This window comes from Actinomadura graeca (assembly GCF_019175365.1).
In the GTDB taxonomy this organism is placed as follows: domain Bacteria; phylum Actinomycetota; class Actinomycetes; order Streptosporangiales; family Streptosporangiaceae; genus Spirillospora; species Spirillospora graeca.
Window position 1 is genome coordinate 3,933,517 of sequence record NZ_CP059572.1, and the last position, 16,744, is coordinate 3,950,260.

Below are 16,744 nucleotides of genomic sequence, written 5' to 3' on the forward strand. Positions count from 1 at the left end.
CGCGCATGACACCGCGCACGCCGGCGAGCCGGCCGCGGGTCACCTCCCTCACCCCGCCCGGGGCGGCGCTCGACGAGGACGCGCTCGCCCGCCACGAGCCCTTGCTCCTCGCACTGCGGGCGCGCATCGGACGCTTCGCGACCAGCCCTCTGGCCCGGCGCCGGACGGCTCCCCCGCGCCTGGCCACGCCCCCCACCGCGCCCCGGCTCCACTGGCGCGCCCGGCCCGTGCCCTTCACGCGCTCCCAGGCGCTCGGCGCGCCGCCATTCCGCGCCCCGGATCCCGCGACATTCCGCGCCCCGCGCCCGATGTCATTCCGCACGCCGGAGACGGCCCCATTCCCGGCGCCGGACGCGGCGCGGTCCTCCGCCTCCCGCCGAAAGCAGCGTCCATGACGAGCATCGACAGGCGAATTGTCGGATTTCATCCGCTGATCTGGCTCTCCGGCGCGCGACCGGAAATCCTCGCGCAATGCCCGACCGAGCGGGGGAAATACCAGGGCATCGGCGCCGCCGTGCTGATCACCGCCGTGATGGCGGGCGTCTCCATGGCGTTCGCGCTGTCCATGGCGGTCAAGGCGCCGCTGGTGTTCGCGCTGGTCTTCGCGCTGCTCTGGGGCCTCGGCATCATGATGCTGGACCGCTGGCTCGTCACCACCGTCCAGCGCCAGGAGCGCAAGCGGCACGCCTTCTACCTCGCCGCGCCCCGGCTGGTGTTCGCGCTGCTGATCGGCATCGTGATCTCCACCCCGCTCGTCCTGCAGATCTTCAAGCCCGAGATCGACGTGCAGCTGGAGACGATGAAGGCCGAGGCCGCCGACTCCAGCGCGCGGCAGGCGCAGTCCGGCGACCTCGGGGTGCGGATCACGCGGCTGGACGCCGAGGCCAGGCGGCTCGAAGGGATCATCAGCAGCAACGGCGACACCGGCGCCGACCTGAACGCCGACCCCACCATCGCCGGGCTCCGCAAGCAGGAGGGCGCGGCGCTCAAGCGCGTCACCGACGCCCGCGAGCAGCTCGTCTGCGAGCTGGGCGGGCGGCGCGGCGAGTGCAAGGCCGGTGACGGCCCCCTCGCCGCCCAGCGCAAACGGCAGCTCGACGACGCCGAGGCCGAGCTGAAGCGCATCCGCGACCAGATCACGGCACGCCAGACCGTCCTCCAGCGCGAGGGCGCCACCTCCAGGCAGCGCAACGTCGAGACCGCCCGCCAGCGCCTCCCGCAGGTCCGCAAGGACCTCGCCGCCGCCCAGGGCCAGCGCGCGCGCCTGGACGAGGGTTTCGCCTCCAGCAACGCCGACTCCGACGGCCTGCTCCTGAGGCTGAAGGCGATGAACGAGCTCACCGACCAGCAGGGCACCCTCTTCTGGGCGCACGTCCTGCTGCTCCTGCTGTTCACGTCGATCGAGTGCCTGCCGATCTTCGTGAAGCTGCTGCTCACCCTCGTCCCCAAGAAGAGCCTCTACGAGGAGATCCTGGAGATCGAGGAGCACCGGCAGCGGCGTGTCGCGGAGGAGCGCGCCCGCCGGGAGCAGAACGCGCAGATCCTCGACGCCGAGGACATCATCACCCAGGCCCGCCTGCTCCGCGAGGCCCGCGACGCCGCCATCCCCCGCCTGGTCGAGCAGACCGTCCGCGCCGAGGAGGAGATCGCGCGGGCCGTCCTGCACGAGTGGCGCAACCGCGAGCTGCGCAACGTCCCGGCGAACATCGACGCCTACCTGCACGCCGACCAGTTCCCCCGCGTCGACCCGCACGCGCCGCCGCACGCCGCGGCGCCGTCCGGCGTCAACGGGTCCGGCGCCGGTCAGGGCACGCCCGCCCCGCCGCCCCGTCCCGGCACCGCCCGTGGACCGCTCCCGCCGTCGGCCCCGCCCCCGTCCAACGGCAACGCGGCACCGCCGCCGGGAGCCTGGCAGGCGGCCCCGGGTTCCTTCTCCTGACGCGCGGCGTCGAGGTCAGGGACCGGTGACGTCCCGCCCGGGGTCGGGTCAGGGACGAATCAGGGCGAATCCCGATGTCCGGGTTCGCCGTGGCGGGGCATGATCGAGGCATGGACATGGAGAAGAACACCACCACCACGGACAAACAGCTGCGCCGCACCCACGAGGGACGCATGCTCGCCGGCGTCTGCTCGGGCGCGGCGCGCTTCCTCGGCGTGGACGCCAACATCGTCCGGCTGGGCCTCGCCGTCTTCACCGTCTTCGGCGGCGCGGGCATCGCCCTCTACGCGATCGGCTGGCTGCTCATCCCCGAGGAGGACGCGCCCACCTCGATCGCCGAGGACCTGTTCAAGAAGGCCGGGGACTCCCCGAAGGTCCAGGAGGCCGTCCGGAAGACCAAGGACGCGGTGAACAAGAACCGCGTCTGATCACGGCGCCGACGCGGACCGGCGGGCGGCCCTGACGGGGACGCCCGCGGGGGTGGCGTCCGGTGCTTCGAGGGTGTCGCGCACGGCGGTGATGACACCGCCGCGGACCTGGTTCCAGGTCAGGGTCAGCGTCGCGGCGGCCGACAGGCCGAGCGCGCCGGACAGCGCCACCACCGTCTCGGGCCCGAGGACCTGCGCGGCGGCGCCCGCCGCGAGGATGGCGAGGCCCTGGACGGCGAGGATGCCGGACTGCGCCAGCCCGAACGCCTGCCCGCGCCCCGACGGTGGCACCGACGCCACGAACGCCGCGTTCGCCGCCAGCTGGTAGGCGTTTCCGGCGCCCGACAGCGCCCACAGCAGCACGACGCACCACAGCGGCGGGTACGTCCCCGCCGCGATGAGCGGCACGCACGCCAGCATCGACATCACGCCCATGGCGCGGAGCCGGTTCGTCGGCCGGACGAACCGGCTGAAAAGGAACGCCCCGACCACCATTCCCGTCGGCATCGCCGACATCAGCAGTCCCACCGTGACGGCGCCGTCACCGAAGGTCGCCGCGTACGGCGCGGCCAGCCCCTCCGGCACCACGGTGAACCCGCACAGCCACGCGAACAGCACCAGCGACCGCAGCGCGGGATCGCCGAACACGAGCCGCGCCCCGTCCCACGTCCCGCGCCACAGCCGCAGCGACGCGCGCCCGCGCTTCCTGGACGCGGGCCGCCGCCGCAGCCCGCCGACGAGGACGACCGCCGAGAGCCCGAACGTCGCCGCGTCCAGCGCGAGCGCGCCGTGGGTCCCGACGACCGCGACGATCGCGCCGCCCGCCAGGAACCCCAGCATCTGCGCGGACTGATGCGTGATGTTGATCAGCGCCGAGCCCGCCACATATCTGTCACCTTCGAGTATGTCGGGCATGACCGCGGCGCGGGCGGCGGTGAACGGCGCGCCCAGCAGCGTCGTCACGAACACGAAGGCGCACAGCACCCAGAACGGCATCGGCGTCAGCGCCATGCACGCGACCAGGCCCGCCCGCACGACGTCGCACACCACCATCACGGTGCGGCGCGGGAACAGGTCCGCGAGACCGGCCAGCACGGGCCCGCCCACGATCGGCGGAAGGTAGGTCAGCGCGTACGTGAGCGCCGTCAGCAACGCCGAGTTCGTGTGCTCGTACACCAGGACGGCCAGCGCGACCTGGGCGAGCTGATCGCCCACGAACGACAGCGCCTGTGCCAGCCAGAGGGCGCGGAACTCCCCCACCGCGAACGCCTCGCGATAGGTCGCCCGAGCCTCCGGCGGGCGCCGATGCCTGCCGGTCTGCCTTCCCGCCACGCACGCTATTAACTCACGCTACGTGGCGCCTGTGTGACCTACAGTGCACAATCCATGGAAGTCAGTACCCGAGCTCGTCCAGCCGGTGGTCGTCGATACCGAAATGGTGCGCGATCTCGTGGACCACCGTGATCCGGACCTCCGACACCACCTCGTCCGGGGTGTCGCAGATCCGCAGGATCTCGTTGCGGTAGATCGAGATGTGATCGGGCAGGACCCCGCCGTACCAGTCGCCCCGCTCCGTGAGCGGCACGCCCTGATACAGGCCGAGCAGCCCCCGCTCGGGCGCGTCGTCCTCGACGACGATGACGACGTTGCGCATGTGGGCGGTGAGCTCGGATGGGATGGTGTCCAGGGCCGCACCGACCAGGTCCTCGAACGCCTCGCGCGACATCTCGATCACACCGTCATTCTGCTCGAAGGAGACCCTGTGCCGCGGACGTGGGTCCGTACGACCGTCACGAAGATCGCCCCCACCGCCCGCCGGGCCCGCGCCGTCCTCTCCGGCCGCTGGGCGAGACTCGCGCTCGTCCTGGCCGTGGGCGCCGCCGGCGGCTACGCGGGCCTGCTCCTCGGCGGCCACGCGACGACCCCCGTCGGCCCCACCGACGTGCAGTTCGCGCTCACCCCGTCCTGGGACGGCGGCACCACCCTCAAACTCCCGCCCCTCGGCGCCCTGCACCTCGACACCCACTGGGGCCCGGTCTCCCTGGAGGCCCGCGTCATCGACCTGCGCCCGGACGAGGCGCGCAAGCTGATCGAGAACGACGCCGAGCTCGACCGCGTCACCGACCAGATCGCCGAGGAGATCCGGCACGGCGTCTCCGTCATGCTCGCCCGCGCCCTCGGCCTGTCCCTCCTCCTCGGCTTCCTGGCCGCCCTCGCCCTCTTCCGCTCCTGGCGCCGCGCCCTCCTCGGCCTCGCCGCGTCCGCGACGGGCCTCATCGCCCTCACCCTCGCGGTCGTGCTCACCTTCAACCCCCAGTCCGTCGCCGAGCCCCGCTACACCGGCCTGCTCGCCAACGCCCCCCAGGTCGTCGGCGACGCCCAGAGCGTCGCCGCCCGCTTCTCCGTCTACCGCGCCCAGCTCGCCCACCTCGTCGGCAACGTCTCCAAGCTCTACGCCGCGACCTCCACCCTCCCGACCTACGAGCCCGACCCGTCCACCCTCCGCGTCCTGCACGTCTCCGACATCCACATCAACCCCGCCGCCTGGAACGTGATCCGCTCCGTCAGCGCCCAGTTCCAGGCCGACCTGATCATCGACAGCGGCGACCTCATGGACCACGGCACCAAGGCCGAGGACAAGTTCGCCGACGCGATCTCCGACCTCAAGGTCCCCTACGTCTACGTCCGCGGGAACCACGACTCCAAGGGCACCCAGAAGGCCGTCGCCCGCCAGAAGAACGCCATCGTCCTGGACGACACCACCCGCGAGGTCGAGGGCCTGCGCATCTACGGCGTCGGCGACCCCCGCTACACCCCCGACAAGAGCACCCGCGACGACTTCGTCGGCGCCGACCAGCTCCGCGCCGTGGGCCTCACCCTCGCCGACAAACTCCGCAGCACCGGCAAACTGCCCGACATCGCCGTCGCCCACGACCCCGCCGAGGCCGAGGCGTTCTCCGGCCTCACCCCCCTCATCCTGGCCGGCCACGCCCACGCCCGCTCCACCAAGCTCCTCCCCACCGGCACCCGCCTGTTCGTCCAGGGCTCCACCGGCGGCGCCGGCCTCCGCGGCCTCGAACGCGAGGAGCCCACCCCCATCGAGCTGTCCGTCCTGTACTTCAGCCGCGCCACCCACCGCCTCCAGGGCTGGGACGACCTCCGCCTCGGCGGCCTCGGCCTCACCTCCGCCCAGATCGAGCGCCACCTCGAACCCGACCCGGACCGCCCCATCAAGCCCCCGGCCCCGTCCCCGCCGCCGACCCCGACGTCCCCCTTCCCGTCCGGCGAGCCCCCGACCAGCACCTCCCCCCGCCGCCGCTGACCGTTTACCCGCGTCCCCCCGTTGTCCCCTACACTTGACCAGGTCGAGTGGCGGCCACCCCGCCACCCCGGGCCCCCTTCGTCTAGCGGCCTAGGACGCCGCCCTTTCAAGGCGGTAGCGCCGGTTCGAATCCGGTAGGGGGTACACAAAGCATGGGCGCACCCCCGCAACAACCGGCCAACTGACGATCACCCACGCCTTCGTCGTCGGCCGTGCGCGACGGAACATAGCAACGGTCCGAATCATGTACGGGCTTGATCAGCAGCGACTCGATCTATTCCCGAATCCGCATGACTATCCCGTCCCACATCCGCATACCCTCCCCCTCGCCGCCTACGGGCGCCTCCGCCAGACGCTGGTCCACAGACCGGCGCGCGGCCCGCGCCAGGGTGGGAGGACGCCCTGGCGCCACCGATAGAACCGCGACCGCGACAGGTCCAGACCTTGCACAGCCGCCTCACGCCGACCTCATGCAGTCCCTCGGACGCTAGCTGGCGTCGGGTAGACATACTCGCTGGACACCGGGCTTGAGGCTTGTGTTTGCCGGGACCTCCGAGAGCCCGGCGAACAGGGTCAGGATCTACTAAGGTTCACCCGTGATTACGGGTGAGCTGAAGAGCAAGATCGACCGACTCTGGGATGCGTTCTGGTCGGGGGGTATCTCCAACCCGCTGGAGGTCATCGAACAGATCACCTATTTGATGTTCCTGCGCAGGCTGGAGGACATCCAGACGGCGAAGGAGCGCCGAGCCACCCGCACGGGCAAGCCGATCTCGGATCCGATCTACACGGAGGAGACGGACGCCTTCCGCTGGAAGCGGCTCAAGGAACTCCAGCCGGACGCCGTGTTTACCTTGATGGGCGAGGGCGTCTTCCCTTGGCTGCGTCGCCTGGGTGGTGACGATTCCACCTATGCCCACCACATGCGAGACGCCCGTTTTACGATCCCCACGCCGAACCTGCTGACCAAAGCCGTCGACCTGCTGGACGACGTCCCCCTCGGCGAGGGCGACACCAAGGGCGACCTCTACGAGTACATGCTCAGCAAGATCGCCACGGCCGGGCAGAACGGCCAGTTCCGCACACCCCGGCACATCATCCAGCTAATGGTCGAGATGATGAACCCCGGCCCCAACGACGAGATCTGCGACCCGGCCTGCGGCACGGCCGGATTCCTCGTCGCCGCTGCCGAGTACGTCCAGCGCGAGTGCAGTGAAGAACTGCTGGACGCGACCAGGCAGCAGCACTACCACTCCAGCATGTTCCACGGCTTCGATTTCGACAGCACCATGCTTCGCATCGCTAGCATGAACATGCTTCTCCACGGAGTCGAGCAGCCGGACATCCGTTACCGTGACTCGCTGGCTGAGAATGTCGCCACCGAGGCTGAGCAGTATTCTCTGATCCTTGCGAACCCGCCGTTCGCTGGCAGCCTCGACTACGAGACGACGGCCAAGGACCTCCAGCAGATCGTCAAGACCAAGAAGACCGAACTGCTTTTCCTGGCCCTCTTCCTGCGTCTTCTCAAGCCCGGTGGACGAGCCGCAGTCATCGTCCCTGAAGGTGTACTCTTCGGCTCCACCAAGGCCCACAAGGGCCTTCGTAAGTTCCTGGTAGAAGACCAGAAACTTGACGCCGTGGTGAAGCTTCCCAGCGGCGTTTTCAAGCCCTACGCAGGTGTCTCCACCGCGATCCTCATCTTCACCAAGACCAACAGCGGTGGCACGGACAACGTGTGGTTCTACGACATGACCGCCGACGGCTTCAGTCTCGACGACAAGCGCACCCCCCTCCTGCCCGAAGACAAGCTAGGCCCCAAGCCTTCGGCGCACCTTGCAGAGGACGAGTGCTCCAAGAACAATCTCCCGGACGTCCTGGTCCGCTGGAACCACCGCACGAGCACCGAAACTGAGCGCCCTCGTACCGAGCAGAGCTTCTGCGTAACCAAGGGCGAAATTGCAGACCAAGACTATGACCTCAGCATCAATCGCTACAAAGAGATCGTGCACGACGAAATAGTCTACCGGCCACCACTGGAAATCATCAAGGATATTGAAAGCATCAACTCAGAGATCCAGGATGGCGTCTCGATTTTGAAGGGTTCATTGCAATGAGGACCTATGGGCGTGTTGAGCTTGGCGAATTTATGGTTAGTCGGGGCGGCAGTATAGATCCAGCAAAGTTCACCCAAGAGGAGTTTGTCCTCTACAGCATACCCGCCTTTGATGAGGGTGCTCCACAGATCGTTTGCGGCTCTGAAATTGGATCTACAAAGCAATTGGTTCAAGCTGGAGATGTACTGCTCTCTAAGATTGTCCCCCATATTCGCCGGTCTTGGATTGTTGAGTCCGACTTCAAAAGGAGGCTGATCGCTTCCGGTGAATGGATGCTTTTTAGGTCCGACCGTTTCTGGGCGCCATATCTTCGCCATCTCTTGGTGAGCGACAGATTTCATTCACAATTCATGAACACTGTTGCTGGTGTGGGGGGATCACTCCTGCGAGCTCGCCCCTCGTTCGTTGCCAAGATTGATGTACCTCTTCCCTCTCTGGATGAGCAACGTAAGATCGCAGAGGCCCTGGACCAGGCGGATGCGTTGCGAGCGAAGCAGCGCGAGGCTGTCGGCCTGCTCGATGAGCTGACACAGTCCATCTTCCTCGAAATGTTCGGCGATCCCCTTGTTAATCCCAATAGATGGCCGACTCATCAACTGGCGACGTTTTTTGCGATCAAGCCCAACTATGGGACCATGACTCCCGCATCTAAGGAAAAAAAGGAATATCTCTGCCTCCGGGTAGCCAATATCCAAGACTGGAAGATCGACTTTAATAATACCAAGTACGTTGACCTGGATGCTAAGAGCGTGGCGCGATACACAGTAAGTGATGGCGACCTGCTTATGGCGCGAGCCATAGCTTCACAGGAGCACTTGGGGAAAGCAATCATCGCAAGACCTGGAGCCAACAAATGGGCCTTCGATTCTCACTTGATGAGAATACGCCTCAATGAAAGCCTTCTACTTCCGGAGTTTCTTCAAGCATTCCTGCGCAGCAATGGGGGGCGGAGAATATTCTTGAAGGCTTCTCGGCGCTCAGCAGTGCAGTTCAACATCAATGCCAAGGAGATGTCTGCACTCGAGATTCCAGCACCACCCCTTGCGTATCAACAGGAGTTTGCGATGCGCCTGCGTGAGGTGGAGGTAGTGCGAACCTTGCATCAGTCGCGTGCTGAGGGAGTAGACGAACTGTTCAAGTCGCTGCAACAGCGGGCGTTTCGGGGGGAGTTGTGGGAGGATTGAGGCATCTGTTCCCTGGGGGAAGGGCGCCGGGTGTCGAACTTCGGGTTTCTCAGAGGCGAATGGCCCGACCTGCAGGACGAGGCCGTCCGAGCCGAGCGGCTCGCGCGGATCGATCCGCGTGTTTCGTGCTTCTACGCGCGGCGGACGCTCGAATTAGCGGTCAACTGGCTGTACCGCGCCGATGAAACCCTGAAGCTGCCCCACCACAGCGATCTGGCGGCGTTGATCGCGGAGCCGACCATGGTGAACCTGGTCGGTCCCGCGATCCGCACAAAGATGGACGTCATTCGACGGCAGGGCAATGCTGCCGTGCATCGTCCGGGTCCGGTTCGGGCGAACGACGCCGTCCGCACGGTCGTGGAGCTCTTCCACGTTCTGTACTGGATCGGCCGGAACTACGCGCGCGACCAGGAGAACGTCCCGCCGTCTGGGCTAGGCTTCGACCAGACGCACATTCCGGTCCCGGTCTCGGCGGATGTGCGAAAGGCGAAGCAAGCCGAGATCCAGGCGCAGGCGAAGCAGTACGCCGAGCAGCAGGAGCAGTTCGTCAGGGAGCGTCGCAAGGCGCAGAATTTGGACGAAGAGGTCGCCCGGCTCCGCGCCGAGATCAAAGCCGCGAAGGCTACCAACCAGGCTCGGCCCGACACCCACGATTACGACGAGGCGAAAACCCGCGATCTCATCATCGACCTTCTACTGAAAGAGGCGGGCTGGCCGCTCAGCAAGAAGGAGGACCGGGAGTACCCGGTGCGCGGGCTGCCGACGAAGTCCGGGGCCGGCAAGGTCGATTATGTCCTGTGGGACGACGACGGGAAGCCGCTCGGCGTGGTGGAGGCCAAGCGCACCACCAAGGACGCCATGAGCGGCCAGCATCAGGCCAAGCTATACGCGGACGCCCTTGAGCGGGAATTCGGCCAGCGGCCCGTCATCTTCTACACCAACGGCTACAAGACCCACATCTGGGACGACGTAACCTATCCACCGCGCGAGGTCCAGGGTTTCTACACCAAGGACCAGCTGCGCCTGCTGATCCACCGGCGGACGAGTCGGCAGTCGCTGTCCGGCATCGGGATCAATGAGGAGATCGCCGGTCGCCACTACCAGAGCCGCGCTATCCGCCGTATCGGTGAGACTTTTGAGAAGCACAAGCAGCGCGAGGCCCTGCTCGTCATGGCGACGGGCGCCGGCAAGACCCGCACCGTCATCGCGCTGGTCGACCAGCTCCAGCGCGCCGGCTGGGTGAAGCGCGTCCTGTTCCTCGCCGACCGGCAGGCCCTCGTCACCCAGGCCACCAACGCGTTCAAGAATCACCTCGGCAGCACACCGACGGTCAACCTGCTGACCGAGCGGAACATCGCGGGCCGCGTCTACGTGTCGACCTACCCGACGATGATGGGACTCATTGACGAGACGGACGGGGACCTGCGCCGTTTCGGCCCCGGCTACTTCGACCTTGTGGTCATCGACGAGGCACACCGGTCCGTCTACCAGAAGTACCGGACGATCTTCGAGTACTTCGACGCGCTGCTCATCGGGCTGACCGCCACCCCGAAGGACGAAGTCGACCGCAACACCTACCACCTGTTCAACCTGGAGGAGGGTGTTCCCACCGACGTCTACGGCCTGGACGAGGCCATCTCTGAGGGCTACCTCGTCGGGCCGCGCACCGTGAACGTCCCGCTGAAGATCCCGACGCTCGGACTCAGGTACGACGACCTGTCGGAGGGAGAGAAGGAGCAATGGGACCTCCTCGAATGGGACGAGGAGGACGGCGTCCCCGACCAGATCACCGCCGATGAGGTGAACCGCTTCCTCTTCAACAGCGACACCATCGACAAGATGCTCCAGACGCTGATGGAATACGGCGCCAAGGTGGAGGGCGGCGACCGGCTGGGCAAGACCATCATTTTCGCCCGCAACAACAAGCACGCCGAGTTCATCGCCGAGCGGTTCGACAAGCTCTATCCCGAGCACCGGGGCGACTTCGCCCGCGTCATCACGCACGACAAGACCTATGCGCAGGACCTCATCGACAAGTTCTCGATGAAGGACTCCGCGCCGCACATCGCCGTGTCCGTCGACATGCTCGACACCGGCATCGACGTGCCCGAGGTCGTCAACCTGGTGTTCGCGAAGCTCGTCCGGTCCAAGACGAAGTTTTGGCAGATGATCGGGCGCGGCACCCGACTCTGCCCCGACCTGTTCGGCCCGAATCACGACAAGCAGGCCTTCCTCGTCTTCGACCTGTGCCGCAACGTCGACTTCTTCAACCAGGACATCGCGCCAACTGAAGGGCGCATCCAACCGTCGCTGTCCGAACGGCTCTTCCGTAAGCGCACCGCACTCCTCTACGGCCTGGACCAGCAGAACCCGGAACCGGCCCCGGAGCCGCCCGCCGAGGACGCGTCCGACGGCACCCAGACTGACACCGGCCTGCGCTGGGACCTGGCGTCCCGCCTCCAACTCGAAGTGTCCGGCATGAACCATGGCAACATCGAGGTGCGCCGCCGTCTCGAGGAGGTCGAGCGCTACCAGGCCCCAGAGAGCTGGCGGCGGATCACCGCCGACAAGCGCGACGAGATCACCGAGAACCTCGCCGGCCTGCCGACCGAGTTCCGCGAGGACGAGAACAGCGAGGAGGCCAAGCGGTTCGACCTCGTCGCCCTCCGTCTCCAGCTCGGTGTCCTCAACGGCGACCCCCAATACGACAGGCTCCGTGAGCAGGTCCAGGGCATCGCCGAATTTCTCCTCGACCCGACGACGTCCAACAACCCGGTCGTCGCGCAGCAGCGGGAACTGCTGTCGGACCTGGTCACCGAAGAATGGTGGCAGGATGTCACGCTGCCGATGCTGGAACTGATGCGCCGCCGACTCCGCGGCCTAGTCAAGCTCATCCCCAAGCAGCGCAAGGGCGTCCTGTACGCCGACTTCGAGGACGAGCTCGGCGAACTCACCGAGTCTGAGCTCAAGGCGGTGTCGCTCGGCACCAACCGCACCCGGTTCGAGAACAAGGTCCGCGTCTACCTGCGCAGCCACGAGAACGAGCTGGCCGTCCAGAAACTCCTGCGCAACCGCCAGATCACGAACGCCGATATCAACCACCTCGAGCACGTCTTCATCCAGTTCGGCTTCGGGACCGGGGACGACATCGAACAGGTCAAGGAGGAGCACGGCGACCTCGGCCTGTTCCTGCGCTCCCTCACCGGCCTGGAGTACGAGGCCGCGGCGGCTGCGTTCGACCGGTTCCAGCGCGGCAAGAACTTGTCGGCTTCGCAGCTCCACTTCCTCCAACTCCTGATCCGCTACCTCGCCAAGAACGGGATCGTCGACACCGACGCCCTCTACGAACCTCCCTTCACCGCTCACGCACCCGGCGGCCCCGAGGACCTGTTCACCGAAGAAGAAGTGACGTCCATCGTGGATGTTCTCGACTTTGTCCGGTCCACCGCCGTTCCGACTGAAGCCCAAGCCAACTGACCGCCATGGAGGGCTCAGCCCCCGCCTCCGGTTGGGCACTCGACAGGTACAAGGGCATCTCGGTCGCGGTAATTGGGAGTGTCCAGTTTCCGGGTCTGTCGCACTTTCGGTGGTAGCGGAGGGTGAGGCTACCCGAGGAGGATGCGGTGCGTAGTAGGTGGAAGCCTGCTCGGCCGTACATCTGTCTCTTGATCAGTTTGGTCTTGGTGTTGACGCCCTCGGTGCCGCCGTTGTGGTATTTGCTGGTTAGGGCGGCGTGGGCAGCGGCTTGGTCGAGTCGCAGACCGCGGGTGAACGAGTGCAGGCGGGTTCGCCTCGTCGGCGGTGGTTATCCACTCTTGTAGCCGGTCGGCGTTGTCGACGGCGGGGATCAGGAGCCGGGCGAAGCTGCGAACCAGCGGGGCCAGGTTGTTCATCTCCGGGCAGGCGCTGGTGGTCTTGGCGAGGAGTTCCTGCTGGTCGGGTCTGAGGGCCTCGGGGCGTGTGAGTAGGAGCCGGGCGAGCCTGCGGGGTGACAGGGCGGGGCGGTCGTCCTCGACACGGCCCTGGGTGATGTAGCGGTAGAGGAGGATCTGGTTGCCGGTGTAGCCGCGTTCGCGGATCTCGCGCTGGAGTTGCGGGACGGAAACCGCGGGGTCTTCATCCCGGCGTTTGCGCGGGTATTCGCGGTGGGGATCGACAGGCGTGGGACGGTAGTGGGGCGCCCGCCGCATCTGCTGGGGCTTGTCGGCCCGTGCGTGGCGTTTGACGGTATTCAGGGCCAGGTTCAGCCGCCGGGCGCATTCCAGCAGGCCAACGCCCGCATCGAGCAGGTCATGGACCTGCTGCCACCGGGCGAGGGTGGTGGTCTTTCCGCCGTTGAGGTTGCGCACCCGGGAGGCGCTGGCCCAGCAGCCACTGTGGACCGTGACCTTCTTGCCGACGGCTTGGGCGAGGTTGTGCCAGATGTGCCACCGGTCCCCGACCTGCAGGGCGTCGGGCAGGGCCTGGTGCACGGCGTCGGCGTAGCCCGCGGCACCGTCCCGGCAGACGACCTGCACGCCCGGATGCTCGCGCAACCACACTGCGAGGGTGTCGGACCTGTGGTCGGCCAGGACATCGATACGCCGGCGGGTCTTGGCGTCGATCAAAACGGTGGCGTAGGTCCTGGAGCGTCGCAGGGAGAAGTCGTCCACGCCCAGCACCCGTGGCGCCGCGACCACCGGTAACGGGATCCGCAGCAGGGCTCGCAGTGCGGTGTGACGGGAGATCGGCGCTGCCAGCGCGGCCAATATCCGAGCGCTGGCCCGGCCCGCCAACTCCCGCACCACCGCCCCGACCTGGGCGGTGAGCCGGGCATTTCGTCGCTGGTAACGCTCCAGCAGCCCAGGGAACTGCCCTCGGAATGTTCGCCGGGGGCACCACCAGTCTCGGCACGCGAGCCGACGCACCCGCACATACAGCACTACCGGCCGTCCATCGACGGGAACATCGGCCACGGTCCGCTCGCACCACCCATGAACATGGCCGGTCTCCACAGCGCATTCCGGGCACGGCACTCGTGCCTTCCGGCTGCGGGCCCGCACCCGGATCAACTCGCCCTCGTCCGTCACATCGTCGATGACCAGGCCGGACAAGCCCGAAAACACCACATCAACAAGCCTGTCGCCCTCGACCACCCCTCAGCGAGCCGGGCTGACAACACCCTCCGCTACCACGAAAGTGCGACAGAGCCGAAAGTGCGACAGAGCCGAAAACCGTACAGACCCGATTAGGAAGCGGATGGGATGGTTAGGCGGGCGTTGGGTGGGGTGGGGGGTGCAGCCGGTCTGCGGCGGATCCAGTAGGGGGTACTGCACAGACAGGACGGAGTCGTGCTAGTGACCTTGCTGGTCACCTCATGATCACCAGCCCCTTCCCCATTCCCGTACACCGTCGGGCAATAATCACCCAAGCGAAGTAGCCGTGAAGGACAGTGACGCACACAGCTCGGCGAGTGCTGTCAGCCCATGAGGGCGCACGGCCGGAGATCGGGGGGTATGAATTCACTGATCCCACCGGAATGCGAAGAGCCGCCTCGAAGGACAGCAGGCGGACTGGCCGCCTGGCTGTTCAGCGGTCCCCGCCCTCGCCGAGCCGCTCCCTGGCTTCGAGGTGCTTCTCACCGGGGCGCGGGGTCGTGGAGCGGCCGGGCGAGATGGAACCCGGGCCACGTTTAGCGCTGAACGGCACCCCAGCATCTCAAGCGACGCTACATGACCGGTTTACGACCAGTGGATCAGACTTGAGACATGCGTGGCGGTGGGCCCGTGCCAGCGCGAGTGTGGTGCTGGCACGGGCCCACCGCGGGTGTTGGCAGCAGCGTCAGTGCAGTACGGAGGATTCGATGTAGCCCCAGCGCTTGGCGTTGGGGACGTACACCTTCACCCAGTGCCTGCCGGAGCGGTAGGCCGAGCTGACGTTGACGTGCCAGTTCGCGGGAACGTTGCCGATGACGAAGTTGTGCCGGTCGCGTAGCGTGGCGTTGCGGTGCGTCTGTCGGTGGCGGGCGACGATGCGGGCCGATGTCTCGGGGAAATAGACCTTTCGCCAGCCGCCGGCCTGGTTGCTGCGGCCTTGCTTGATCCGGTTCGGGATGGGGCGGCCGGCCGGGTAGCGCTTGACGACCTTCCAGCCCTTGGCGGTCTTCTCTCTGAACAGCCATTGCCGGATGGACTTGCCGATGCAGGAGCGGTCGGTGACGCCCCACCAGGGGTAGTTGTGCGCCCGGGCCGGGATCGAGATCATCGCCCGCTTTGCATCGATGTTGTAGCGCCAGATGATCTGCTTGCCGGCCGGGACCGTCAGCGGATGGCCGTTGCCCTTGACCCCGGGCTTTGGGTAGTTGAGGTAGACCGTGCAGGGGCCGGCGGTGGTGTATCGAAGGAAGAGGTTCTGCTGCCGCTTGGCCGCTTGGACCTGGCCCTGGGCGGCGGACACCTGTGCGTTATGGGTGCTGCCGGGGGTGTCGAGTGTCGCCGCGCCGATGACGGCGGCAGCGGTGACTCCGCCGGTGAGGATTAACGTGCCTAGCAGTTTGGTACGCATTGCTTTGTTCTCCTGAGATCACATGGCCACAGAGACCGTCGGAAGGTCGGGGTCTGCCGGAGAATGGTGCGCAATCGACTGCCGCAATATGGAGAAGCGGTTCCAGGGCGGCCCAACCCGGCCGCGGTGCGCGTGTGGAGTCGTACGGCTGCGAGCGATCAGCACCAGCTGCGCACGTAGCTCAGGTAGCCGCGGAGCACATAGCCCGTGCCCTTGTAGGTGCCGCCGGAGGTATAGATGTTGCCCTGGATCCAGCCGGTGTTGGAGGGGTTGAATCCGCTGTTCACCAGGTCGCCGTTGTACAGGTAGCCCTGGACGTTCCCGCCGGGGACGTCGCGCCAGGTGCCGTCCTGGCCCGTGAACACGTACTGGTAGGTCGCGAACTCGCAGGCGGCCCGGGTGGGCGTGGCGGCGTGCGCGGTGGTGGCGGGAAGCGCCGTGGTGAGGGTCGTCGCGAGGATCGCACCCCCGGTGATACCGATGATCCTCTTCCATCCTGCCATGGGTGGCTCCCTTGCTCGGGTGACGTCCTCTCAGATAACGTCACGTCATCCATACAGACGCTAGCGACTGACGCTTTTGATGTCAATCTGTTCTCTTGGATAACGAAAGATCGAATTGAGGGAGACCGATGAACGACGCGCGCGTCTCGGGGCGCAGGTTCTACGGGATTGCTGAGATCGCTGAGGTGCTGGGGGCGGATCGGCAGCTGGTGACCGTGTGGCGACGGCGGTCGAGTCACGGGATCCCGGCGCCGGATGACGAGCTGGCGTCGGGACCGCTGTGGCTGGCTGCGACGATCGAGCCATGGATTGAGCGAACACGGGCGCGGCTGGAGGACGAGGCCGCAGTTCAGGCCGCCGGCAGCCTGACGCCGGGATTGGTGAAACAGGCCGCGCGTCGGCTGTTCCGGCTGGTGGTGTTGCTGCTGGAAGAGGAGCGCCGTCCTGAGCAAGTGCAGCGGGCGCTGCACGGCTTGGGGCAGTTGCACGATCCCCTTACCCAGGCGATCGGTTCTCTGGAGGGCAGCAAACGCAGCCTGCACGACCTGGCCACCCTGGCGGGTATGGCCGCCGAGGCCACAGAGCAAACCGCCGGCACCCGGCCCAGTCTCCAGACCGACGATCTACTGGCCGCCTGTCTGCAGGTCGTTCCGCAGGTCACCAAACTACTCGCCCGAATCGACCGAGCCTGACTGCATCGGTACGAGAACT

At 66.7% G+C, this 16,744-nt stretch carries 12 protein-coding genes, 1 tRNA gene and 1 pseudogene; 9 read left to right on the forward strand and 5 right to left on the reverse strand.

Annotation, left to right across the window (positions count from 1 at the left end):
* The first annotated feature begins 5 nt into the window (after positions 1 to 5).
* The 3 genes from AGRA3207_RS17245 (at position 6) to AGRA3207_RS17255 (ending at position 2,367) form a co-directional block, all read left to right on the forward strand.
* The gene (locus AGRA3207_RS17245) at positions 6 to 395 is read left to right on the forward strand and encodes a hypothetical protein (RefSeq protein WP_231335678.1); all 390 of its coding nucleotides are present in this window, start codon (positions 6 to 8) and stop codon (positions 393 to 395) included.
* On the forward strand, positions 392 to 1,939 hold the full coding sequence (locus AGRA3207_RS17250; protein WP_231335680.1) for a DUF4407 domain-containing protein: 1,548 nt from the start codon (positions 392 to 394) through the stop codon (positions 1,937 to 1,939). The genes AGRA3207_RS17245 and AGRA3207_RS17250 overlap by 4 nt, the downstream gene beginning before the upstream one ends.
* A gap of 110 nt (positions 1,940 to 2,049) precedes the next feature.
* Positions 2,050 to 2,367 (forward strand): PspC domain-containing protein, encoded by a 318-nt coding sequence (locus tag AGRA3207_RS17255; RefSeq protein ID WP_231335682.1) that lies wholly within the window; start codon positions 2,050 to 2,052, stop codon positions 2,365 to 2,367.
* Here AGRA3207_RS17255 and AGRA3207_RS17260 read toward each other — a convergent pair whose 3' ends face one another.
* Together AGRA3207_RS17260 and AGRA3207_RS17265 are read right to left on the reverse strand one after the other, a co-directional pair.
* Positions 2,368 to 3,627 carry an MFS transporter gene (locus AGRA3207_RS17260; RefSeq protein WP_231335683.1) on the reverse strand — a complete coding sequence of 420 codons (1,260 nt, stop codon included), beginning with the start codon at positions 3,625 to 3,627 and terminating at the stop codon, positions 2,368 to 2,370.
* A gap of 133 nt (positions 3,628 to 3,760) precedes the next feature.
* Entirely contained in the window at positions 3,761 to 4,102 is a 342-nt protein-coding gene (locus AGRA3207_RS17265) for a metallopeptidase family protein (protein WP_231335684.1), read from the reverse strand.
* A gap of 27 nt (positions 4,103 to 4,129) precedes the next feature.
* Here AGRA3207_RS17265 and AGRA3207_RS17270 point away from each other — a divergent pair, with 27 nt between their 5' ends.
* The 5 genes from AGRA3207_RS17270 (at position 4,130) to AGRA3207_RS17290 (ending at position 12,464) form a co-directional block, all read left to right on the forward strand.
* Positions 4,130 to 5,689 (forward strand): metallophosphoesterase family protein, encoded by a 1,560-nt coding sequence (locus AGRA3207_RS17270; RefSeq protein ID WP_231335685.1) that lies wholly within the window; start codon positions 4,130 to 4,132, stop codon positions 5,687 to 5,689.
* Between the two features lie 71 nt (positions 5,690 to 5,760).
* A tRNA-Glu gene (locus AGRA3207_RS17275) sits at positions 5,761 to 5,833 on the forward strand.
* A 452-nt stretch (positions 5,834 to 6,285) separates the two neighbouring features.
* On the forward strand, positions 6,286 to 7,803 hold the full coding sequence (locus tag AGRA3207_RS17280; protein WP_231335686.1) for a type I restriction-modification system subunit M: 1,518 nt from the start codon (positions 6,286 to 6,288) through the stop codon (positions 7,801 to 7,803).
* The gene (locus tag AGRA3207_RS17285) at positions 7,800 to 8,987 is read left to right on the forward strand and encodes a restriction endonuclease subunit S (RefSeq protein ID WP_231335687.1); all 1,188 of its coding nucleotides are present in this window, start codon (positions 7,800 to 7,802) and stop codon (positions 8,985 to 8,987) included. Before AGRA3207_RS17280 ends, AGRA3207_RS17285 begins: the two co-directional genes overlap by 4 nt.
* Positions 8,988 to 9,017: 30 nt before the next feature.
* The gene (locus AGRA3207_RS17290; RefSeq protein WP_231335688.1) at positions 9,018 to 12,464 is read left to right on the forward strand and encodes a DEAD/DEAH box helicase family protein; all 3,447 of its coding nucleotides are present in this window, start codon (positions 9,018 to 9,020) and stop codon (positions 12,462 to 12,464) included.
* A gap of 128 nt (positions 12,465 to 12,592) precedes the next feature.
* Here the strand turns inward: AGRA3207_RS17290 and AGRA3207_RS17295 are convergent.
* From AGRA3207_RS17295 to AGRA3207_RS17305, 3 genes and pseudogenes are all read right to left on the reverse strand, one after another.
* Positions 12,593 to 14,122 (reverse strand): annotated as a pseudogene (locus AGRA3207_RS17295) (ISL3 family transposase).
* A 685-nt stretch (positions 14,123 to 14,807) separates the two neighbouring features.
* Entirely contained in the window at positions 14,808 to 15,530 is a 723-nt protein-coding gene (locus AGRA3207_RS17300; RefSeq protein WP_231335689.1) for a hypothetical protein, read from the reverse strand.
* A gap of 158 nt (positions 15,531 to 15,688) precedes the next feature.
* Complete coding sequence (locus AGRA3207_RS17305) at positions 15,689 to 16,033, reverse strand: hypothetical protein (RefSeq protein ID WP_231335690.1); 345 nt, start codon at positions 16,031 to 16,033, stop codon at positions 15,689 to 15,691.
* A 128-nt stretch (positions 16,034 to 16,161) separates the two neighbouring features.
* On the opposite strand from AGRA3207_RS17305, the gene AGRA3207_RS17310 reads away from it, so the two are divergent.
* Entirely contained in the window at positions 16,162 to 16,725 is a 564-nt protein-coding gene (locus tag AGRA3207_RS17310; protein ID WP_231335691.1) for a hypothetical protein, read from the forward strand.
* Positions 16,726 to 16,744: the final 19 nt, after the last annotated feature.